The 22,921-nt window shown below is 35.7% G+C and carries 13 protein-coding genes; 6 read left to right on the top strand and 7 right to left on the bottom strand.

All coding sequences use genetic code 11. The features are described 5' to 3' along the window. Positions 1-22 precede the first annotated feature (22 nt). From P5P89_RS04980 to P5P89_RS04955, 6 genes are all read left to right on the top strand, one after another. Positions 23-1,615 carry a DUF5123 domain-containing protein gene (locus tag P5P89_RS04980; protein ID WP_278011002.1) on the top strand — a complete coding sequence of 531 codons (1,593 nt, stop codon included), beginning with the start codon at positions 23-25 and terminating at the stop codon, positions 1,613-1,615. Between the two features lie 109 nt (positions 1,616-1,724). Next, the gene (locus P5P89_RS04975) at positions 1,725-2,918 is read left to right on the top strand and encodes a right-handed parallel beta-helix repeat-containing protein (RefSeq protein WP_278011001.1); all 1,194 of its coding nucleotides are present in this window, start codon (positions 1,725-1,727) and stop codon (positions 2,916-2,918) included. Between the two features lie 67 nt (positions 2,919-2,985). Further along, positions 2,986-7,476 (top strand): hypothetical protein, encoded by a 4,491-nt coding sequence (locus tag P5P89_RS04970; RefSeq protein WP_278011000.1) that lies wholly within the window; start codon positions 2,986-2,988, stop codon positions 7,474-7,476. Between the two features lie 202 nt (positions 7,477-7,678). Continuing rightward, entirely contained in the window at positions 7,679-8,551 is an 873-nt protein-coding gene (locus P5P89_RS04965; protein WP_278010999.1) for a T9SS type A sorting domain-containing protein, read from the top strand. A gap of 106 nt (positions 8,552-8,657) precedes the next feature. Then, positions 8,658-9,557 (top strand): carbohydrate kinase family protein, encoded by a 900-nt coding sequence (locus P5P89_RS04960; RefSeq protein ID WP_278010998.1) that lies wholly within the window; start codon positions 8,658-8,660, stop codon positions 9,555-9,557. A 313-nt stretch (positions 9,558-9,870) separates the two neighbouring features. Next, on the top strand, positions 9,871-10,833 hold the full coding sequence (locus tag P5P89_RS04955; RefSeq protein ID WP_278010997.1) for a substrate-binding domain-containing protein: 963 nt from the start codon (positions 9,871-9,873) through the stop codon (positions 10,831-10,833). 70 nt (positions 10,834-10,903) lie between these two features. On the opposite strand, the gene P5P89_RS04950 is transcribed toward P5P89_RS04955, so the two are convergent. From P5P89_RS04950 to P5P89_RS04920, 7 genes are all read right to left on the bottom strand, one after another. Continuing rightward, entirely contained in the window at positions 10,904-11,161 is a 258-nt protein-coding gene (locus P5P89_RS04950; RefSeq protein ID WP_269237369.1) for a hypothetical protein, read from the bottom strand. A gap of 212 nt (positions 11,162-11,373) precedes the next feature. Beyond that, complete coding sequence (locus P5P89_RS04945) at positions 11,374-12,681, bottom strand: autotransporter outer membrane beta-barrel domain-containing protein (protein ID WP_278010996.1); 1,308 nt, start codon at positions 12,679-12,681, stop codon at positions 11,374-11,376. A 478-nt stretch (positions 12,682-13,159) separates the two neighbouring features. After that, positions 13,160-13,654: a hypothetical protein gene (locus P5P89_RS04940; protein ID WP_278010995.1), complete on the bottom strand. Its 495-nt coding sequence runs from the start codon at positions 13,652-13,654 to the stop codon at positions 13,160-13,162. Continuing rightward, positions 13,590-13,877: a hypothetical protein gene (locus tag P5P89_RS04935; RefSeq protein ID WP_278010994.1), complete on the bottom strand. Its 288-nt coding sequence runs from the start codon at positions 13,875-13,877 to the stop codon at positions 13,590-13,592. Before P5P89_RS04935 ends, P5P89_RS04940 begins: the two co-directional genes overlap by 65 nt. A gap of 35 nt (positions 13,878-13,912) precedes the next feature. Further along, positions 13,913-20,374: a hypothetical protein gene (locus tag P5P89_RS04930; RefSeq protein ID WP_278010993.1), complete on the bottom strand. Its 6,462-nt coding sequence runs from the start codon at positions 20,372-20,374 to the stop codon at positions 13,913-13,915. Beyond that, positions 20,290-22,281, bottom strand: a complete 1,992-nt coding sequence (locus tag P5P89_RS04925; RefSeq protein ID WP_278010992.1) for a DUF6443 domain-containing protein — start codon at positions 22,279-22,281, stop codon at positions 20,290-20,292. The genes P5P89_RS04930 and P5P89_RS04925 overlap by 85 nt, the downstream gene beginning before the upstream one ends. A 55-nt stretch (positions 22,282-22,336) precedes the next feature. Continuing rightward, on the bottom strand, positions 22,337-22,921 hold the full coding sequence (locus tag P5P89_RS04920) for a hypothetical protein (protein WP_278010991.1): 585 nt from the start codon (positions 22,919-22,921) through the stop codon (positions 22,337-22,339).

Here is a 22,921-nt window from a genome sequence, read left to right as displayed (position 1 = left end):
TAATTAGAAAAAATATATAATTATGAAAAGAAAACATATAATTAAAAGTCTGGTTGCTGTTTTTTTGATGACGGTGATTGCAGTGGGTTGTGATAGCTACAACGACGCTGTGTTAGACGGTGTTGGGAATACAAGGGTATTTTCACCAGTAGGTGTAACTGCAAAAGTTAGAAACCAAACATCTGTTGAGTTGAATTGGACTGCAAATGCACAAGCTGATCATTATGTAATAGAATTTAGTGCAGATGATCCAAACTTTACAACTATTTTTAAAACAGTTGAAGTTACTTCTGCTCAATTACCAGTTACTGTAGCTTTAGAAGGTGAAACGCTTTATTCGATTAGGGTTAAAGCTGTTAGTGAAGGAAATTTGGAGGAATCTAAATGGACTGTTACTACTGCAAATACTTTATCAGAACAACTTTTCTTACCTGTTCAGGATACAGATATAGCTGCTAAAACTGCTATTTTAAGATGGGTAGCTAATAGTAATGTAACAAAGATTGTTCTTACTCCTGGAGATGTTACTCATACTATTACTGCTGAAGAAAAAGTAGCTGGTATTGCAACAATTACAGGATTGACCCCTGAAATTTCTTATCAGGCTAATTTATTTAATGGAACAAAAAAACGTGGTGCTACAACATTTACGACAGGAATTGATGTAGGAGATGGTATTTTGGTTAAAAATACGGATGATTTGATTCAGGTTGTTGAAAACGCAGCTTCTGGTGCAAAATTGTTTTTAGAGGAAGGAAATTATAAAAGTATTGCTGCTGATGGAGTTACACAAAGTACTGAACTTGTTTTAAAAAAATCAATTACTATTTCTGGAATATCAGGCCATCCAAGACCAGTTTTACATTATAAAATTACTGCAAATGCAGGAGTTAGCAATGTGTCTTTATTGAATTTAGAATTAGATGGTACAGGTTTAGCTACTGCAAGTACGCTTAATCTTGCAAGTACTACTGCTAATTATGGAGATATTTTGTTTAGTAATTGTAAAATCTATAATTATGATAAGTCATTAATTACGAGTCCTACTGCAACTTATACGCCTATTTCTAAAATAAATTCAATAACGATTGATAATTGTATTGTTACTAAAGTAAATACAACTGCAAGCGCTGACTTTATAGATTTTAGATTTACTCATGTTCAAGCTTTAACTCTTAAAAACAGTACTTTTGATACTTGTTCAGCAGGTCGTGATTTTATTAGGATTGATAAGGCAGGTTTAACAGGTACAGGTTTGACTACTACAGTACTTATAAGTAGTTGCACATTAAATAATGTTTCTGATATAACAACTGGTAGTTTTAGAAAAATTTTATTTGTTCGTTTTGCTAGTCAAGCTGTAAAGGTTGAAAATACTTTAATAACATCAACTTCTGCAGTATATACAAATTCAACAGATACAAGTGCACCGACATTTGTAAATAATAATTATTTTGTAACACCAAATTTAAACATTGTAGGTTCAAGTAATAGGCCAGATAGTTCTGGAACTACTTTAGACCCTGGATATACAAACGCTGCCACTGGTGATTTTACAATCAGTAATCAAACTTTAAAAGATAACAATGTAGGTGACCCACGTTGGATTAAATAACTAAGTTAATCTATTAATTAATAAAGAGACATGCTGAAATTTTATATTGATGCATGTCTTTTTTAGTAAATAGAAACCTTTTTAATGAGATTAATTTTAATAAATTGATATGAAAACAATTTTTAGGCTTCTGGTATTTTTCGCTTTGATTTCGTGTCAAAAGGATGATGATGCTAAAGAGGTTTCAATTCCTACAGCTAATTATGAGGTTTCAACAGTGGCTGAATTAAATACAGCGCTAGGCAAGGTTAAGGCAGGTGAAACGATCGTTTTAAATGGAGGGAATTATGCAATGACTTCAAAAATTACGATAACAACTTCAGGTACTTCAGACAAAATAATTACGCTTAAAGCGAAAGACGGTGCAGCAAGGCCAAAATTCGATTTTTCGGCTATGGCTGAAAGTTCTTCTAACCAGGGAATTGTTTTAAAAGCTGATTATTGGCACATTAAAGGAATTGATATTTATAATGCCGGCGATAACGGAATGCAGATCACAGGAAGTAATAATATAATTGAATTCATGACTTTCTCAGAATGTTCAGATTCAGGATTACAATTAGATAATGGTGCAGCAAACAATACAATCCTGAATTGCGACTCTTATTTCAATGCTGATGCGACTCTTGAAAATGCCGATGGTTTTGCATGTAAATTAAATGCCGGAACAGCGAATAAATTTATAGGATGTCGTGCATGGCAAAATCTGGATGATGGATGGGATGGTTATCTAAGAGGAACAGATAATATTTCTACAACTTACCAAAATTGCTGGGCGGTTAAAAATGGTTATCTGAAAGATGGAAGTAAAGGAGCCGGAGACGGAAACGGTTTCAAAACGGGAGGAAGTGATGATAAGTTGTTAAAACATAACGCTAAGTACACAAATTGTATAGCTGCAGGAAATGTCGCTGATGGTTTTGATCATAACAGTAACAGGGGAGAAGTTACGATTTATAACTGTTCTGCTTATGATAATGGTAGAAATTATTCTTTTAGCAACACTAATCCTTTAGCAAAACTGATTATTAAAAATAGTAATGTTTTAGGTGCTTACGGAACTACACTTGCAACTGCTACAGATATAACCAATAACAGCTGGCAAAACGGAATAACTGTTACGGCTGATGATTTTATAAGTATTGATTATGCTCAATTACTAGGAGCGAGAAAAGCAGATGGCAGTTTGCCGGATGTTACTTTCTTTCATTTAAAATCAGATAGTGATATGATTAACAAAGGAGTGAATGTTGGACTGCCTTTTAATGGAGCTTTGCCTGATTTAGGGGCTTTTGAATTCTAAATATTATACAACATGTAATTATTAAACCATTTTATAAACTAAACCTTAACTATTAACAAATTAAACTATGAAGAAAAACTATCTCTTTTTTTTGGTATTGATTCTGTTTGGTTCCATTGTACGGGGACAAATTACGAATGCAGTTACCTATGATTTTACCGACGGTACCATCATTGCCGCTAAGCAAAGCGCCGATGGTAAATTGACTTTAGGAGGTGCCTATACCTTTCATGGCACTAGCTATGGATTGGACTTAAAATTGAACCAGGAAATTAATATTTCTGTTTCGGGAAGTTGTACTATACGATTCCTTGGATCCAAATATTCAGGTCTAAAACTTACCGGTACTTCTTCTACAGCTGTAAATCTTGGAACGATGGACACTCAGGTAGTCAATGATAAAGTGGACACTTATGAATTTGTTTACTCAGGGCTTGCCGCTGTTTTAAACTTTAAGGCCATAGCGGGTACAGGTAATGATATTTACCTTCCTAAGATTGAAGTGATACCGGCTCAGCTCGGTAAAAACTTCACTTCGGCTGAAAAAAACATAACTTATTCATTTGATTTAAGAGATCAGAGTATTATTTCAGCGACCTATCCGGGAAATACTTATGAATTAGGATTGTTTAAGATAGATGCAGGTGCGTCTAATGCTTATGCCTACCACGGTACGCAACATGGAATTTATTTCAAAAATGGAAACAAAATTACCCTTAAGGTTGCAGGGAATAGTTACATTAGAGTAGCAACTGATCAGTATTCAGGTGGTACTATAAAAGCTACAAGTGCTACTGGTTCTTTTGATGTAACCACAGTTAATAATAATACTGGAACAACTTTTAGTAATGGAGCCCCAACTTATGTTAATATCTTATACGTAGGAACTGCCGGAACTGTTACACTTGAAAGTGTAGGAGGAACCAATTATTTACCTTACATTGAGGTATCTCCGGTACCTTATCCTGTTTCATTAAGTTCTTATGTACAAAAAACAGGTACTGTTGTTATAAACGGAACGACTATTAATCTTCAATCCGGAATTGATGCTGCATCTAATGCTACGGTTGGTGTTAGTGCTGGTACTGTAATCAGTGCTACTAGTGATAAAGCTTCAGTGCGAATTAATTTGAATGGAAGCGCGTTGTCTACTTTTACACCTGCTGTAACAGGAGATATTGCTTCAGTAAGTGTTAACGGCGATGTAATGACAGTTACTTATGCCAATAGCGCAACTGATCCAAAAACATATTCAATTACGATTAAAGACAATAGTATTGTTCCTGCACCGGAATTTGGAAAAACGTACACTTATAATTTTGCAAACGGCTCTGAAATGCCGCAGACAGCTTATACTTCATTGCGTTACAATACTTTTGTTACCAATGACGGTATGGTTACTATAAAAAGTAATACCACTACTGATGCTGTAAAATTTGGTTATCACGATGCTGCACACGGCGGTGTTTTTTATGCCGGAAATTCATTTGATGTAGCGGTAGCAGGTAATGCAACTATTACTGTTATAGCATGTACGTACGGATCTCCAGATGCCCTTTTAGAATTTAGAGATGCATCAAATAATCTTTTGGGAACTATCAGAGCACAAAATAATGGATTAGCAGATGCTCAGCCATACAGCTTTTCCTATACTGGTGCTAAAGGGATTATTACAGCAAAATTAACAAGCGCTGCAAACCCTACTGCCGAAATCTATATTCATGGAATGAGCGTTGAAAATGCTGCAGAAGTAATAGCTTCAAATGGTAAAACTGATGTTTGGGATTTTGGTGCTACACAGCTTGATGGTACTTTGTACAATAATAAACTGACTCAGTCAGCTATTAACAGCTGGTATTCATCTTCAGTTGTTGCCGGTAGTAATGGAAATGTATTGCCATCTTTTTCAGCTGGAGTATTAAGCTGGGTTGGAGGGTCAAATGACAGGTTAAGAACGCTTAATACAAATCTTACCCGTTACGATGAGAGTGCTGCAGGTACTGTAGATTATCAGGGAAGACTATATGTGAATGGAACAGCAGCTGTAGGAAGGTATTTAAGTCTGACATTAAGTGTTGATGATGAGGTTACAGTTGTAGCCAAAGTAGATGGGAATGATGGTGGAGTTCTAAATTTTGAATATGTTGGCAACCCGACAGAACAAACAGATAAAGTGGCACTATCGACTACTATAACAGAATTCAAATTTGTAGCTAAAAAAGCAGGGACTTATCATATTTTTGATACAAAAGATAAACCAAGCTACTATAGAATCTACAGAAAAGATGCTGATTATGTTAACCTGAACGGGACTATAGATGTAACTCAGGCTAATGGAATTCCAAACGGTTATAATGTCCAGTTTACAAATGCTGCTGGTAAAGTTTTTCCGGCAACCATTATTTCTGGTTCTTACACTGCAAAATTACCTGCAGGATATACCTATAATATAAGTTTATCAGGAGCTAATGGATATGTAATTAATAATGGAAGTTCGCTACAGGTATTGAAAACTACTACAAATCATGACGTAGTAATTGAAAAAGTACAATTGTATACAGTTAGTGGTACTATTACAGGTCTGGGAACTAAAATTTCTAACGTAGCATTAAAATATACAGCTCCTGCTGCAGCTAATAAGATTTATGTTCCTGTTCCGGTTATTAATACTACGGATGGTTCATATACAGTAAATTTAGAGCCAAATACAGCATATACAATTTCTGCTGAAAATATCAACGATTACGAATTACTCGCTAATACAATTACAATTACAGGTAACACTAATGCAAATGTTGCATTTACATTGAAACCGGCATATCCGATTACAATTAATACAACAGGTTTAAATGCTACCCAAATCAGTAGTTTGAAGTTAACTTTCACTAATTTAAATGAAAGTGGATACGTATATAACTTCAATTCTGTTTCGGGAATAACATTGCGTAATGGAACTTATAGTATTTCATCCAGCGGATTGGACAGCACTGTAAAGATGGCGTTGACCTCTAATCTGAATGTGGCTAATGCAGCGACTTCTAAAACACTGGATTTTGTGTCTACAGCTTCATCAGGAAGTATATCTTATGCACCTGTTTTGGCTGTTGGTTCGGATAAGCCATACAAAACTATTAATGCTGCACTCGCAGATGTTGCAAGAATGACACGTACAGCTACAGATCGTGTTACGGTTATGATTGACCCAGGTAATTACGAAGAGATGCTGGTAATTAATCAGGCAAATGTGACGCTTAAAAATGCGGCTTCTACTCCAAACATTAAGCTATTAAACAAAGGAGTTGATATCGATGCTGGCGCTGTTAGAATTACTTCTTACTATGGGCATGGTTATAATTATTATAGTATGTCATCTGACCAGAAATGGCATGCAGATGTTTTAAAAGTGAACAAAGAAAACGGTTATTTATCGTATGAAAATAAAGGTTCAGGAACAACAAACGGATCTTACTGGAATGCTACTGTAGTTGTTACGGCAAATGGTTTCGAAGCGAATGACATTATTTTTGAAAACTCATTTAACCAATACATTTCTAAAAAAGAATCTGAAGACGTTGTTGTAATGTGGTCTACAGGAAGTAAAGGTGCAAGACCTACGGATATTGGAAACACTGACGTTCAGAAAAGAAGCTTTGTAGAAAGAGCCGCAGCTATTGCAATTGCGAACAATATTGATAAAGTTGTCCTGAATAAATGTAGGGTAGTAGGCCGTCAGGATTCTTTCTATGGAGGAACAGGAACAAGGCTTGTGGCTTACAAAGGGGTGATGATGGGAGCTGTTGATTATATTTTTGGAGGAATGACTGCGGTTTTCTATAAAACTGATTTGTCTATGAATACAAGCGACACTGCAGGCGATCAGGCTTACATAACTGCCCCACAGCAAACAGGTGGCAGAGGCTACTTAATGTACCAGTGTAAAGTGACAACTGCTATTCCGGGTACAGAAACGGCTTCAGCATATCGTTCAAAACCAGGTTATTTTGGTCGTCCATGGCAAGCTACAACAAGTGAGGTCGTTTTTTACAACACGACTATTGAAACGTCTAATTTCCCAGGAAGTGAAAACCAGTCATTAATAGTACCTGCAGGGTGGAATGATAGTTTAGGTGGTCAGTCAGCTAAGATGTATGAATATGGTACAACTGAAAATTCGGGTGTAAATAATGCATCAGGACGTGTAGCGTGGTCAACTAAACTGGCTGCAGCTACATTAACAGATGGAACGGCTATTACAACTCTAAATTTCACAAAAGGAAGCGATGGATGGGATCCACTGCCACAATTAATTTCTAATGATAATTTAGGTGTAAAAGATAATACGCCAACTTCTGCAGTGAATGTTCTTGCTTATAAAAACAGAATTGCCATTTCAAATGTTACATCAGAAACGGCAGTAGCAATTTATACCATTACTGGGGCTAAAGTAAAAACATTCAAAACAGCTCAGGATATTGATTTTGAATTTCAAACCGGAGCCTGGATTGTAGTAATTAAAGCTGAAGATGGTCAAAAAGTTGTAAAAGTGATTACCAACTAAAAATAGTTTTAAATTTAATTTTAAAAAGCGGGTCTTTTGGTTTTCCAAAGACCCGCTTTTCTTATGATTATAGTTTTTTGAGGTAAGTGAAATTAATTTAAATCAGGAATGGATAAATTTTAAATGTTTTTTTAAAATAATAAAAAAAAATCTTAACTTAGATAATCGATTACACTGATTATTAAACTTATAAAATTAAATTATGAAAAGAAAATTACTTTATGTAACTACTGTTTTACTTTTTTCAGTAGGATTTATTAATGCTCAAACTACAGTTTGGAATTTTAGTGACAATACTGTTAGTGTTAATGGTTCCGTTACAATTGCAAGTCCAGCGTTTCCTGCTGCAGGGGTTCTTACAAGTGCTTCGGGTAGTACTGCAGGAACTTCACCAAATACAATAAAAGTTGGTGGTTTGAATTTATATGGAAATACTTCTGTTAATTCTTCAGCTTTTGCTGCTATATCAGATAATAGCCAAACTTTTTCTGATGGATTTGTTGGCGCTAATAGAGCAAGTACTGGAGGTTCAAGTGCGGCAGCAGCTAATACTTTCTTGCCTACTGTTCGTTATTTTAGTTTCAATGCAAGTGGTCCATGTACGGTTAAAGCTTGGATAAAACATACAACAGGGATACCTAGTAATGGATCAGCGCCTACTACACGTACTCTTTATGTATCAAATGGAACAGCTCTATATGGAAGCGGTTCAGTTACTAATGACGTAACTGCTAATTTATCTAATGTAGTTACCGTTAATATTACAAATTCTGGTTTGGTTTATATTTATGGGGATAGTTCTTTTGCAGTTTATAAGATTGAAGTTTCCGGAGCAACACTTTCAACTAATAATTTTCAAACAGATTCTAAAGTAACTATATTTGGTGCAGATGGTAAAATCAATGTCGCAAATGTAAATGCAGCTACTAAAGTTAGTGCGTATAGCGTAACAGGCGCATTGGTTAAATCTACTCAAACTAGTGAAGATATAACTTTATCTGTTAATAGTGGTGTTTATATTGTAAAAGCAGAATCTACAGAAGGAATAAAAACAGCAAAAGTATTGGTGAACTAATTTAGTTTAAAAATAGCAAAAGGGAATATTCATTAAATGGGTATTCCCTTTTTTTATGAAATGAATTATGTTTTTATTTTAAATCGTAATTTTAGAAAAAAAACTAATGAGTAACGATAAAAAAATTAAAGCCGTAGCCTTTGGAGAAATTCTCTGGGATGTTTTTGAAAACGAAAAAAAGATTGGAGGAGCTCCACTAAATGTGGCCATGCGAATGAAAAGCCTGGGTTGTGAAGTCTCCATGATTAGCGGTGTAGGAAATGATGAAGATGGACGTGCAATTCTTCATGAAGTGGAAAAGTTAGATATTGATACTAATACAATTTCACAATCAGAAACTTATCCTACAGGTCTGGTAAAGGTGACATTAGATAAAAATGGCTCTGCAACCTACGATATTCATTATCCATCTGCCTGGGATAAAATTGAAATGAACGATTATGCTCAAAAATTAGTAAGCAATGCAGATGTTCTAATTTACGGAAGTTTGGTCTGCAGGGATGAAGTATCTGGAAAATCCTTAGAATCATTATTACAAAATCAAGTTTACAAAGTATTTGATGTCAATTTAAGAAAGCCTCATTATTCATATGAAATTTTGGAGAAATTGATGCTGGCGGCTAGTTTCGTCAAATTCAATGATGATGAAATTCTTGAAATTTCGGCTGCATTGCAATCTCCTTTTACCTCGCTCGAAGAGAATATTCATTTCATAGCAGCTAAGACCAATACGCCTTCTATTTGCGTAACAAAAGGCAAACACGGAGCAGTATTGTTATGGGAAGGGGCATTGTATGAAAATACAGGTTACGCTGTCAAGGTAGTGGATACGGTAGGAGCAGGCGATTCGTTTTTAGCTTCATTAATTACCTGTTTACTTACAGGAAATACACCTCAAAAAGCGATTGACTTTGCTTGCGCAGTCGGTGCTTTGGTAGCAGCATCTCCTGGTGCAAACCCTAACATTTCTTTAGCAGAAATTGAAAAGATGATGGTAAGGGAATAAAGAAGTGGGTATAAACTCCATTTTTTGTAATTAATCTGATTTAATTTTTTGTTGTTTAAGATCAGAAAAAATAAAGTAATGTTCAAACTTTTATTTATTAATCCTGGTCTTCATCCACATTATTTTCGAAAGCTATATTGTAAAGGGAAAAAGATTTAGATTTTGTTTTTAATTGTACAAAAGAGCATATAAAAAAGACATGCGAAATAATTAAATTAATTTTATAACTTTAAATTAATTATTTAACTTAAATACAAAGAATATCATAACAATAAAAAAAATAGCAGAACTAGCCAATGTTTCGCCCGGAACAGTGGACAGGATTATTCATAAACGCGGTCAGGTATCGCAGGAGAATATAGATAAGGTAAATGCCATCATTAAAAAGCATGGATTTAAACGGAATATTTTTGCAAGTAATCTGGCTTCAAATAAGAAATGTAAAATAGCGGTTTTTTTACCAAAATCCGAAAAACTGGAATACTGGGGTAGCCAGTTAACCGGAATTGAAAAAGCGGCCGAAGAGTTTAAAAAGTTTGGGATCGAACTACAGTATTTTCTTTATGATTTTGATAGTGGTTTATTCCAGAAAATGGTAGCTGAAGTATTGGATTATGAATGCGACGGATTGCTCTTTTCGCCTATTTTTCATGAAGAATCAATTGCATTTCTTGATGAATACAAAAAGAAGAACAAGCCGGTAGTAATGATAGATTCCGATATTAAAGACAAAATAGATCATTATTATATTGGACAGGATGCTTTTAAAAGTGGCTATTTAGCAGGACGCCTTATTAGTTTTGCAGTAAAAAATGAGCGCAATGTACTAATAGTCAAAATAGCCAAAGAAATAGACAATACTTCTATTTATCTGCAGCGCATTAAAGGGTTTTATACTTTTTTCGAAGACAATCCTGAACTCACAAATTTTAGTTTTTCAGAAATTGCCATTAAAGAGCCGGATGTAAATCTGCTGAATCTGGAAATGTTTAAAAATGTTAGCAGTATATTTATTCCCAATTCCCGGGCTTATGTTGTTGCTCAGTTTTTAGAGAAACACAATATAAAAGGAATAAGAATAATAGGTTACGATCTTTTAAAAGAAAATATAACCTACTTAAATTCTGGAATAATTGATTTTTTAATCAACCAAAAACCGGAAGAGCAGGGATATATGGGGATAAATTACCTCTATAAAAAAATTATTTTACAGGAGAGTTTAGAGGCAGCACATTTTATACCGCTGGATATAATTGTAAAAGAAAATTATATGTAAATGTTGTATATAATAACACATCATTTTTTAATTTTCCCTCACCTAAGTCTTGCTTTTACCTGATCCAATGTTATTTCTCCTGTTCTAAATTATCAGCAGCAGAAATCTGGTCTAATATATTGGTTTGGTTTGGCGAAATGTAGTTTTTTGTTTCGCTTGGTGTTTCTTTCCTGAAAAGAATGTCTAAGGCATTATATAGTTTTAATAAAACATCCCGGTCTTCTTTTGCAATGTCCAAAGCCGTATTAAAATTAAAAACATAATTATTCGAATTGCGTACTTCTACTTTTATCGTTTTTGATGTGATTTTAAATTTGACTATATCCATAATTGTTTAAAAAATACTTAGTTGCCAAAATGTTATTGTTAACGACATTTATCGGCATCAAAGATAGGAAATTTGTCTGAACTCAACGGCTGTATTAAAGCTGCTAATACATATTAACTCCATAATAGCAAATAAATCCTTTGATGAAGATTTATAAAACAAAAAAACTACAACTTTTGAGGTTGTAGTTTATTTTTGGCTAAGTCATCCAATTACTTTGAAGTCATAACTGCCTCTAATTTTTTTATACGGGCTTCCTGCTCAATTATATAAAGTGTCAGTTCCTCAATTTTCTGAAGAAGCTTGGCATTCATCTCTCCTAACAAAATGCCGTTTTGGGATACTTCACCTGCTGATGGAATGTCTTTTAGGTGTCCTTTTTCTTTAATATGCTGCTCTACTTCACTTAATGGTGGCAGATGATACTTTTTATCAAATACATAGTCCGGCCAGCTGGCATACAATTGTACTTTGAGTTCTTCTGCTATCATTTTTCCTTTTACGGCCATGGTATAGCCTATAGGGATTACTTTGGTATTAATACCCAGTTGGTCCGTATCAAATTTTCCGTAAATCAATGGGGTCGTTGCTGTAGTGGCATCTATTAGTGTAGTCGATGTATTTTTATCAGGATTATTATCTATATATAGACGATTACTTCCATTCTCCCAATATCCTGCATTCTGACCTATAAAAATATTACTTGATCCATTGCTGTAATACCCGGCTTGTTGGCCAATATAAATATTTGTATTTCCTGAAATATTTTTATATCCTGAAGTACCACCAAAAAATATGTTAAATGAACCAGATTGATTTCCATGTCCTGATTTAGTACCTGCAAATATATTACTAGATCCACTTAGATTATTATATCCAACTTCAAATCCTGAAAACATATTATAACTTCCGTAAGTATTAGAATATCCTGATTCATGTCCTGTAATTATATTGTAACTTCCTGATTTATTGTTTTTTCCGGATCTAAATCCTGTAAATACATTATAATTCCCAATGTCGTTATTGTACCCAGTTTCATAACCTGAAAAAACATTGTTCCTACCTAAAGTATTACTGTGACCTGCTTTATAACCCGAAAAGACATTTCCTTCTCCGCTGGAATTACTATATCCGGATTCATAGCCTGTAAAAACGTTATTATTTCCACTACTGTTGAGAAACCCGGATTCACGACCAATGAATACGTTTCTGGATCCTCCTGCATTTGTAAATCCTGATTTGAAGCCTGAGAAAACATTATCCTTTCCGGCAACGTTATTAACACCGCTACTAGCTCCAAAGAAGGAGTTGTATTCTCCTGTAGTGGTAGCCTTACCTGCAAAATAGCCTACAAATGAATTATTATTCCCGGTAACGAGATTTCCTGCATAATAGCCAAAAGCACTGTTGTAGGTTCCGGCATTACCCGCGTCTGTTCCTGTATTGGTATTGGTTTGCGCTGTAACTGTGCTCATATTGATTACAAGCAGGCTCGCCAGTGTAAGTAATTTTAATTTCATTGGTTTGTTTTGGTTTTTGGTTAGTTGATTATTTTTTGACTTTGAAATTTTATTTTTTTAAAATAGAAGTAAAACTTAATTACTGCTGTTTGGGAATGACTTTGTTGCAAACACTATGTTTTGTATTCTAATCTATGTAAACATCTTTATAAACAAAAGAGAGTAAAAAAGCAATTCTTTTACGAATTGCTTTTTTGATTATGTTTGTGACTCATCGTTGCGGGCACGGAAAACATTTCTGCGCTATCGTTGTGTTGATATATCTGCGCCATAGGGTTTAATTACACGCGTTGCAAACGCTACCTTTTATATCCTAATTTAAGTAGGTACTCGATACAATCGAGCACCACAATAATTGACAAACGAGCGCCAGTGGGAAACCTATGTTAGGATTAAGTATAAATATGTAAACTTATTTTAGGATGAGACACACCGGCACCTGTATTATCTAATGCTCGGACTAGCTGGGCGATCGGGTTTATTTTTTCTGCTTTTTATAAATTAGAATTTCATTTATTTTAATGTAATTATCATTACTATTCTTAATCCATTGCGTTGGTTTTTGAATTTTTAAATTAATTTCATTAATTTCAATAACGTCTAAGTTTTCGCATTCTTGGAAAATAGTATCATTCTCACTGATTATTTTATTAGGAATTAATGATATTGTAATTCCTATTCTATCTTCATTTCTATTAAGATAAAACTTTCCACTTGAGCTTACTCTAAGATCATCTCTGCTATAATTTTTAGTGTAATTTCCATCCTTAAAAATAATATCTTCATTATAATTTTGTTCTTGTAAAATCCATTTTCCGTTATATTTATTTTCTTCAGTGGTTTGATTACAACTAAAAACAAAAAATAAGAGTAGAGAACTGAATGATGTAGCAAACACATTATTTAAATTAATTGGAAGTCTTCTTTTTATCATAATCAATTCTACCTGTATTGCCTTTTGAATCTGTAACATTAATATAAAATTTAGTATCTACAATATTTCCTTTATCATCCAATTTGAACTCTTGTTGTATTAAACTTAATTTAAACTCCTTACTCTTACTATTGTAACTATTTATTAAATCAGTAGAATTTGCATCTGGTTCTTTTCTGTCAGCACTCAAAACATATTGAGCAAACGAATTAGCATGTCCTTCTTTTTTATCAATTGTTGTTTTATAGAAACCGTTATCCATCTGAGCCAAATAAACTTTTGCATGCTCTTCAAAAGTTATTGTTCTAAAACCATGTCCCTTTTTTTATGGTCTTTTTCATGAATTAGTGTACTCTTTAAATTATTGAAATCATTGAATTGAGGATTCACACCACCTTTAGATGTCAGATAAATCTCGTCACGGCTAGTAAAACCTAATTTCTCTACTGACTCTGTATTTGGGCTAACTCCTACAGTACCAGTAATACCTACTTGTCCAGCATAATGAGCAACAATTTTAGCAGAAGCTTGACTATTTGTTCTAGTTGCACTAAATTTTGAAAAAGATTGAGTTGTTTTACCAGTAATGATTACGATTTTTGATCCTGTTTTTGTACTTCTCTCTTTATTATAAGAACCGTCAGAATTAAAATAATCATCATCTCCATCTGGGTCTATTCTCCAAATAGGATTGTCACTAAGAGTAGCGTATCCGCTAATGAAGCCTTTTGGTACTGGGTCTAAATTCCATCTTCTACCTAAGCGAGTATCGTACTCCCAAAACTTTGCAGTATTATGATTTCCTTCGCCTGAAATTTCGTCTACTTTTTCTTGAGCATTAAACCCATAACGGTATCCATTAGGTTCACTAGTTCCGTGCCTATTAGGTACCAACATTCCAAAAGGATAATAATCAGAATAACTAAGAACGTCAGGGTTAAACACCCCTGCTGTAGCGGTCGGGATTTTTTTGTCGCTTATTACCGCCAGTACATTGCCTAAATGGTTGGATAATTCAAAATGTTTATCACCAATCAAAGATACAAAATTTGTTGGAACCGGATCAGGTGTTCCGCTGGTAGTGGCGCTGTTATATACCACCAAGTTTTTGGTTTCCATACCCAGTCGGCTGCTGCCAAAAATATGGTGTTCCTTAAGCGTCAATACAGACTCGTTGTTATTGGCTTGCACAGGTGTAATTTGTGCCACAAAAGTACTGCCCTGAACCGCTGTGAAATTTTTAAGTGTAATAGAATTCCCTGCCTGCAGCTTTAAATTTCCGTTTGCACTTACGCTTGCAGTACTGCCGTCACTGGTCATAAATATGTTATTGATAGCGCGTTTTAGGGCAACGCTATTGACATTGTAGCTGTTTAAAAGCAGGTCGTTTTGCAGGTCGGTTTCTTTAGGTTTAAATTTTTCTTCATATACGCCAAGCACATTGCCCTGGGCATCATGAGCATAATAAGTGGTGGTAATAAGACCTGGTTTAATTTCCTTTTTGGCGATTCGGTTTCCTAAACCATTATATTCAAAAGCATAGGTTACAGTTCCTTTTACGACACTTTTTACTTTTCCGTCAACACGCCAGTTTATGACTATCCCTTCAGTTTTATCTTCAATAAGCTGTCCTATATCGTCATAAATATAATTATGCGTTTCAGGATTATTGATATTATACGTTATGGCAGGGGTTAAGGCAGCCAGTTTGGTCACCTGATCTTCTAAATCGCCGGCAAATGTTGCTGCCGGTATCGGAGCCGCATCTTTAACCAGGGCCAGTTTATTGCTATTTCGGTAGGGCTTGTCGGCTTCGTTAGGATACTCATAGGTTAGTTTATCCATGTCGGTTGGTACTCCGTTGCTGTTTGGCGCTTTCCTGTTTAGAGTCTGGAGGTTTCCATTTTTGTCATACGAATAACTCGAATCGTAGCTGGTATTTCCGGAAGTCGCGTTAGGTACAATCGCACTGGAAGTCATTTTTGTTATACGATTTAGCTGGTCATACGTATAAGTGTTCTTTTGGATGTTAAGCAAACTGCCATCGGTTTTGCGTATTGCAGTAGTCATTTGCTTGATGTTGCCATTAAACAAATCTTTTGAATTGGGTTGAATCGTGCTATTTCGGCTGTACATCAAAGGTTTGAAGCCCGAAGTTTCATCGGTACTGCCAATAGACTTATAATCCTGGTCGTAATAGTTTAAGGAATACCCAAAAGCATCAAATGTTTTGGTGGTTCCTGAAGCGAGTCCGTCTTGTCCCATATCATTGGCAGCAGCGGTCAGGTTTTCACCATTTACGGCTTTAAGCCATCCTTGCAGTGTATAGGCATAATCGATACCCTGTACTTTTTTATTCCCTAGCTCAACTCGTGCCAGAGGACCGTGGAGATAGTATTTATAATTCGCTTCTTTTTCCCATAGCACATTGTCTGATGAGGTCTGTACATCGACAATTCGGTTATCTGCATCATAATTGTACTTATGGATGAACATATCTGGTTTGTCAGGCTGAAAAGTGACAGTATTGACATTCCCGCTGATAAGGTCATAATCATAAACGACTCTTTTGATATGTTTTTCGCAATCATTTTTGGTAGGGGAATAACAATTAGGATCCCTAAGTGCCGAATAATAATTGACTACTTCTTTTACATTGCCATGAATATCGTAATTATATAAAATGGCATTGTTGAAATTCAGCGGAGACGCCGCTATATACGTGTCATAATAAAAAACAGCCGTTACCCTGTTTATATTATTAAGGGCAGGAGTAGTGGATTTATCCGAAAAGAAAAAGGATGCGCTTCGGGTAATTAAAGGGGGTGTTCCTCCTCCGGGAGGAGAGTACGGACTCCATTTTTCTACATCAGGATCGTCAGAATATACGGTTCGGGTGACTTCGCCCTTGCTGGCAATGTTATCGGTAAAGCCATTCACTATCGCAGCACCTCCATAAACTAATTTTCCCTCATCATTGATCGTATAAGTCGTTGCTGCAGTTGTATTTGGATTCTGCACTTCGCCGGCTTCCACAATACGGCCTAATCCATCGTAGGCAGTATAACTGAATCTTACCGATCCAGATCCCGGCTTCGCTTGATTTGCATTTTGGGAAGCAATAATTCTGCCTAATTTGTCGTAAGCGAAACGGGTTTCACCACCATCAGGCGTTTTTTGCCACACCAATTGATTTAATGTGTTGTATTTATATTGGGTTTTAAAGGTGTGGGCAGGCTGCAAAGCTGTATTTTCTGCAGGATCATTGCGTGTTCGGTATGCATTTATGTTGTCGTTTGCTGCCTTGTCCAATGTCATACGCTGTACTCCTTCAGGCGCCACAGTCTGGGTAAGGTTTCCAGCCTGGTCATAGTAGTATAAGGTATATTGATATTCCTTACCGGTGTAATTCATATCAAAAGTCTCTGTTGCGGTCATTGCCAGAGTAATATAATCTTTTATGAATTTTTGTTTTTTGGCTTCTATGACACTGTTGTAAATATCATTGCCAAATGCACCATCTATATTAATACTAAAATGATCGCACGTTTCTGCCTGAACCGATGGCAGTGGCATAGTGTAGGTATTGGATAGCGGTGCCGGAGGACACAGACCGTTAATTTTTCTATAAACGGTATTTACCCAGTCATTCCAGTTCAATAAATTAGGATCATTTGCATTAGCCACATAATAGGCTGAATATTGTGTGATGGTATTTCCAATATCTGAAAAACCATAATTAAGATAGGTATTTCCAAATTCTGAAATAGTCCTGAAACGAATATCGTGTGCAGATGTCATGCCGATAGTTTTCATCTGATTGATATAAGCCTTGTAACTATCAAAGATATATTGGTAATTATTTTCGCAAAACTGCACTTTGGAAGCATCTACACTATAATTGGAGAGGGCAGGAGGAACCCCGCTCTTGCCATTTATAAATTCGATGTATTCTGTTTTTTTAGCATTGTCACAGGCGACGGGTGCTACAGTTTGCGGAATACATTTTTGGGCTGCAACAGGACAGTCAAAGTTGTTGTAAGGTAATTCTATCTCTCCTTCGATAGAACCACTGAGCCCTGTAGTGTTATAATTAAATCGAAAATGACTTGGTGAATTATTGCTGGTCGTAAATGAAGTAAAAAGGGTTATGTTATTTGGAAGAGCACTGTCAAAATAAAAGCTTGCAACGATTACATTTCCTTTTTTTATATAATAATAAGGTTCTGAACTACCTTGATTTCTAGTGAAAATTAAAGTTTCAGAACCAAAAAAATTGTATAAATAACTCTGATTATTATTTGCTATAGTATAAGTAAGATAGGTGTTATTTAAGCTTCCTCTGAGTTCAGTAAACAAGTTAGTGATACTTGTTTCAAATTGGGTTTGTTTGTTGCATACATTTGGTCCGGACATATCCGCATTTGGATATAATGTTTCTCCGGCACCGCCGCTTATCCCGCATTCTCCAATTGCGGCTGTAGTGGTTCCCGTTAGGAGAATCTCACCTGTTTTTGTTGTATTCGATCCGTTACTGATTTCAGCAATTACTTTGAATTTGAAAATACCGCTTCCGGGAGTAGAAGCAGCTTTATCATAGAAAAATTGTTTTAGATTGATAATTTTCCAGGTCGAGCCATAACCAGACCAGTTGTAAGTAGATGATGGTGTAGTCAAACTTGTAATGCCGCTGGTGATGCTGGGTGTAGTACTGCTAAAACGGATGTCTAATTTTGTTCCCGAAGAAGTCGAGTTGATAGTAAGTGTAGCAGTAGGTATTGCAACGCCCGGGGATAATGCTTTTAATAAATTAGTACTTAAATATTGCTTATTAAATGTTGAATAAGTAGCATTTGTAGTAGTAAACGTAATAGGAAGAATTGGATCTTTAAAAAAGTTATTTAAAAAAAGATCTAAATCTGACAAAAGAGGGCAATTCCCTGTTTGGGCATAGACCTGATAATGGTTTACAGCTTTCGCATTAGTGACTACTGTATTAGGATCTGCTGAAGAATCATAACTATAATCTGTCGGAATAAAACGTCTTTCCAGTTTTGCATATAGAGGTGCACTGCTGCTGGCGCATAATGTGCCTGAAGTAGTGATGGATTGAATGGCATTGTTGATCGCTGTTTTTTGGGTCGCAAAACTGCTGCTCAGCACATTGGCTACATTTTTAGACTTTTCCGGACCAATACAGCCATTGTATGTTTTTTTCTCTAAAGCATAAAGATTTAGGTAAATGTGCTTTATATTGGCCTTGAGCCCCAGATATAAAGATTTATAGATGTTCCATATCGCATCTTTTTGTTCTGGTGTTGCTGAACTAAATGCTGAGTTGCAATTAGTAGTTAAAGGCGAACACAAGACAGTCTTAACCGCATTTTGAAACATTGTCAAACTGACATTATTGGCATCCTTGGCATAATTGGTTTTTAGTGCCTGATACATGATACTGGTATTGCCAGAGGTATTTGGGTTATATCTTAGAGCAGGCTGGTTAGTGGTTTCAATACCAGCACTTGTAAAACTTTGAAAATAGGGGTCGTTGGTGTAAATGAAGTCAAAATTTCCTGAGGAATCAATGAACCCATTTGATTGTGCCTGTAGAAAAGTAGTGGTGTTTTGGACACGGTTGTCATAATCGTCTGAATTTAAGGTAACAGAAACACCGTTAATTGTAACAGTTTTTGTGATTCCGCATAGTGCTTTGCTGTACACCAGATAATTATATTCCGGATGATATTTTACCAATGAAGCAGCCCAGCCATCATCCCATTTGACAATAAAATCTTTATTGTGTTTCAGGTATTGTGGTCTGACCTTGTAGGTAATTGAACCATCAGGGTTTGTGATTTGAAGTTTACCTGCTGGTGGAATATCACTGTATGTGTCAATTTCAGGGTCAAATGTAATTTCTCCATTTGCAGCAGTTGTAGTTTCTAACTCAATCCATGCAATGGATTCATCCTCATTTACGTAGGATGTTGTGGGTTTTTTCCAGTTATTTCCAGAAGTTGAATTATCAGCATAATAAAATAATTGGTTTCCTGTTATGCTTTCCGGACTTGTATTATTAAAGACACTTACTTTATAGGCAGGATTTGGTGTAACCGGAAGATTTTCATCATTAACATACGTATTCGATGTAGCTCCGTATTGGCCATTTGGGCTCACATCCGCCAGCAGCATTCCTTCATTTACATCGCATGAAGGTGCAAATACAACATCAGGGTCGCAATATTTCTTACATTCACTGCTTAACAAATCCCATTCTTTAGAAAAACGGGTCGTTAAGCCTGATTTTTCTTCTGCGTCAATAGCAGTACCATTAGTATTTGTAGCACCATTAAGCTGAACATTAATGGTTGTACCAGCAATCGATACAGTAATTAAAGTACTGGAATAATAGGCGTTAAATGAGTTTTGGATATATGCTGGTTTTTCTCCTAATTTATCCTCGCAGGTTTTACAGCTAAATTTACAATTTTCAATTAACAGTGATGCATCTGCCTTATAAGCATTAGGGTTTATATAACAGGACGAACCAGGGGTGGTCAGTTTTTTTACATAGTGGGCTGCATAAGATTTTAATGCACTTTCATTTACTTTCAGCTCTTTTGATAAACTATATTTTCCCGCTGTGAGTTGAGGGGTACTAAGGCCACTTTTGTTTATTGTAACTCCTGTCGGTATTCCGTCTGTTTTTTTATCCCTACTGGCTGGTGTACCGGAGTTGTCAATTGTTCTTCTCCACAATTGTTTTTAAGGGAGATATCCAGATCATAAACAAAAGGATATGAAAAAGCAGGGGTCTGACATTCGAGCTGAAAAGAACTGCTTTGATCTAAAGTATAATTAAAATGATAGGGAATAACGTCTGAAACTAAAATTTCCTTTGTTATTGTTTTTTTATCCAGACTAGCTTTAAATGCACCGCTTTCCGCTAATGTATTAAGGGCAGTTAAATCATCATTAACTGTACTGCCTGTAATGGTTTCTTCATGAAGACTCTCTAAGTTGGTAGAATTGGCACCGGCAAGTGCAGTCGCAATTGTTCTTCCCTGCGGATCTAAATAACTTACAGAAATTTGACCATTAGGATCAATTACGGTGTTTTTTTTGTAGTGGGAAATATTTCCTGCTTTATATCCAAAAAGTCTGTTTAATTCCATGCTAGAGGGAACTCCGTAAAAATATTTCATCTCGTGACCGGAGCCCAGTTGGTGTTTGTCACCAACGCCTCCTTTACGCGAAATTCTTCCGGTGTTGTCAGGAGTATATTCTGTCTGGGAAAAAGGGTACAGTTTGGCATCCGGAATAAAGTTTCGATTTACAGAAGTAGTAAAATCATTATTTGCCGAGTAGTACTTGCTTGATCCTGAAACAGTATTGATCATGGGAGCTGTAGTCGTTGTACAGCTATTTGGCCCGTAATCAAAATTTTTATTGGAATACGGGGTATTGGCATTAAACAAATTGTAATTTTGGAAATAATGAATTGTATTATCTTGAGTGGGTGTTGGCAATACCTCAATAGCAGGTCTTCCCTGTGTGTCGTATATAACTTCCCCTACAACGGCAACATTGTCAGAGTTTATTTTGGTAACGGTTTGTCGATTTCGGAGTGATCCGTCAAAATAACTAACGATTTCTTTTTTCTTCCCATCCTCGGCATAACTGGCCTGAAACTGCCAGTTTTTATTGTTTTCATGCTCGGATATGGTAATTTGATTAGGCCAGTCTGCAACAGTTATTTTTGCTCCGGCTCCGGAACTCCAGGGACCATATGTTTTAGCATTTTCATTACTGGCATTTCGGCCTATTCCTCTTACTCTGTAAAGTATATAACCTTTACTGTAGATTTGGGGGATTTCATAATTATTTGCAGATCCATTTGCTTTGATTACAATTCGGGTATTATTTAAATCGAAATTTCGGTCTGTAAACGGAATATTTTGGGGAGGGGTAACTGCAGTACTGCTTGCATCACTGTAATTATCAACCCATGTCCATTCTAGTTCATATTCAACGGCGCCTGTTAAAGCGCCCCAGGAAATTTTAACCGCTGTTGCATTAGTATTTGTTGTTGCTGTTGGACTAATTAAAGTAGTAGCCAAAGGATAATATCTTCGGGCTTTGAATCCCATATTTATTGTCACGTTATTCAATTGGGCTGTAGCAGAAGCAGTTGGAATAACAGTATTCGAAAGATCTTTTACTACGATGCTGTTAGAAACGAGGGCAACTCTAAGACCAAATTTATTTTTGATTTTATAATAGTTTAAGTCGCTAAAAGCAGGGCTGACCGTACTAAAGTTAGGATTGTAGTTGACAGTCATCGTTTTGGTAACCATTTCGGCTGGAAGTACATTTCCGGACTGGTCATAAGGGGTAATCTCAAAAGCAGCCGTAACACTGTATCCGGTATAAGGCGCTTTTTCATTGTCTATCGCTAAGGAGAAATAGCAATAAGCATCAATGTTTTTTTGATTGGGGATATTATACTCAGAGTCCAGAACAGTCCCGGCAGTAAAGTAGCGTAATGCAGTTGGCGTAAAACTGCCATATTCCACTTCCTGTACCTGGGCATGAGTGAACAGTGAACAGCAAAGTGCAACAAGAAAATAAATTTTTTTGATCCAATTTTTGAATATAATGTTCATATATTTTTAATATTGATTGGGAATTAAGAGTTGGTTGCTGAAACAGAAAATTATTTTATGGTGTAATTTTAGCCGTACTGCTTCTGGTTTCCTGTATGGTGTAAATTCCTTTTTCGGTTTCTTTTTTTACCCGGATAAGCCCTCCTTCTAAGTCATATTCATAAAAAGTAGCATAATTATTTTCATCTAATTCTGCCATTAACCTTTGTGTGTCTTCATCATAAACAAAGCTTTTAAGACTTCCATCGTAAGGATAAAATCTAATATCATCAAAATAACAGCTTGGTGCATTTCCGCTGCAGTTCAAATCGATTTTGATAGTTGCATTATAATAATCTAATGTTATAGGAGGGATTTCCAGAATACCAATAATACGCTGCCATCCATCGATAATTGAACCGGAAGGAACGCAGGTTATGGTCTTGATGACGGCGGGATTGTTTACTGAGACAACTATTGAAGAATTGGCATAAGTTACGGGCAATACTGTTTGCGTTTCTTTTACCCACCCGCTTACAATATATTTTGTTGATGCAGTGGTCGAGGTAAGAGGAATGAAAGATCCCTCACTATCAATTTGAGCAAAAGTGGACAAAGTGATGATCAGAAACAGAATGAAGGTATATATTGTTTTTTTCAT

It is taken from the genome of Flavobacterium gyeonganense (genome assembly GCF_029625295.1).
GTDB lineage: Bacteria > Bacteroidota > Bacteroidia > Flavobacteriales > Flavobacteriaceae > Flavobacterium > Flavobacterium gyeonganense.
Note: the sequence above shows the minus strand (reverse complement) of the source record. Positions and strands in the feature narration are given on the sequence as shown.

Bases quoted from the DNA above. Each gene is read 5' to 3' on its own strand.
- P5P89_RS04980 (WP_278011002.1), top strand. From the start codon at position 23: ATGAAAAGAAAACATATAATTAAAAGTCTGGTTGCTGTTTTTTTGATG.
- P5P89_RS04975 (WP_278011001.1), top strand. From the start codon at position 1,725: ATGAAAACAATTTTTAGGCTTCTGGTATTTTTCGCTTTGATTTCGTGT.
- P5P89_RS04970 (WP_278011000.1), top strand. From the start codon at position 2,986: ATGAAGAAAAACTATCTCTTTTTTTTGGTATTGATTCTGTTTGGTTCC.
- P5P89_RS04965 (WP_278010999.1), top strand. From the start codon at position 7,679: ATGAAAAGAAAATTACTTTATGTAACTACTGTTTTACTTTTTTCAGTA.
- P5P89_RS04960 (WP_278010998.1), top strand. From the start codon at position 8,658: ATGAGTAACGATAAAAAAATTAAAGCCGTAGCCTTTGGAGAAATTCTC.
- P5P89_RS04950 (WP_269237369.1), bottom strand. From the start codon at position 11,161: ATGGATATAGTCAAATTTAAAATCACATCAAAAACGATAAAAGTAGAA.
- P5P89_RS04945 (WP_278010996.1), bottom strand. From the start codon at position 12,681: ATGAAATTAAAATTACTTACACTGGCGAGCCTGCTTGTAATCAATATG.
- P5P89_RS04940 (WP_278010995.1), bottom strand. From the start codon at position 13,654: ATGTTACAGATTCAAAAGGCAATACAGGTAGAATTGATTATGATAAAA.
- P5P89_RS04935 (WP_278010994.1), bottom strand. From the start codon at position 13,877: ATGGATAACGGTTTCTATAAAACAACAATTGATAAAAAAGAAGGACAT.
- P5P89_RS04925 (WP_278010992.1), bottom strand. From the start codon at position 22,281: ATGAACATTATATTCAAAAATTGGATCAAAAAAATTTATTTTCTTGTT.
- P5P89_RS04920 (WP_278010991.1), bottom strand. From the start codon at position 22,921: ATGAAAAAAACAATATATACCTTCATTCTGTTTCTGATCATCACTTTG.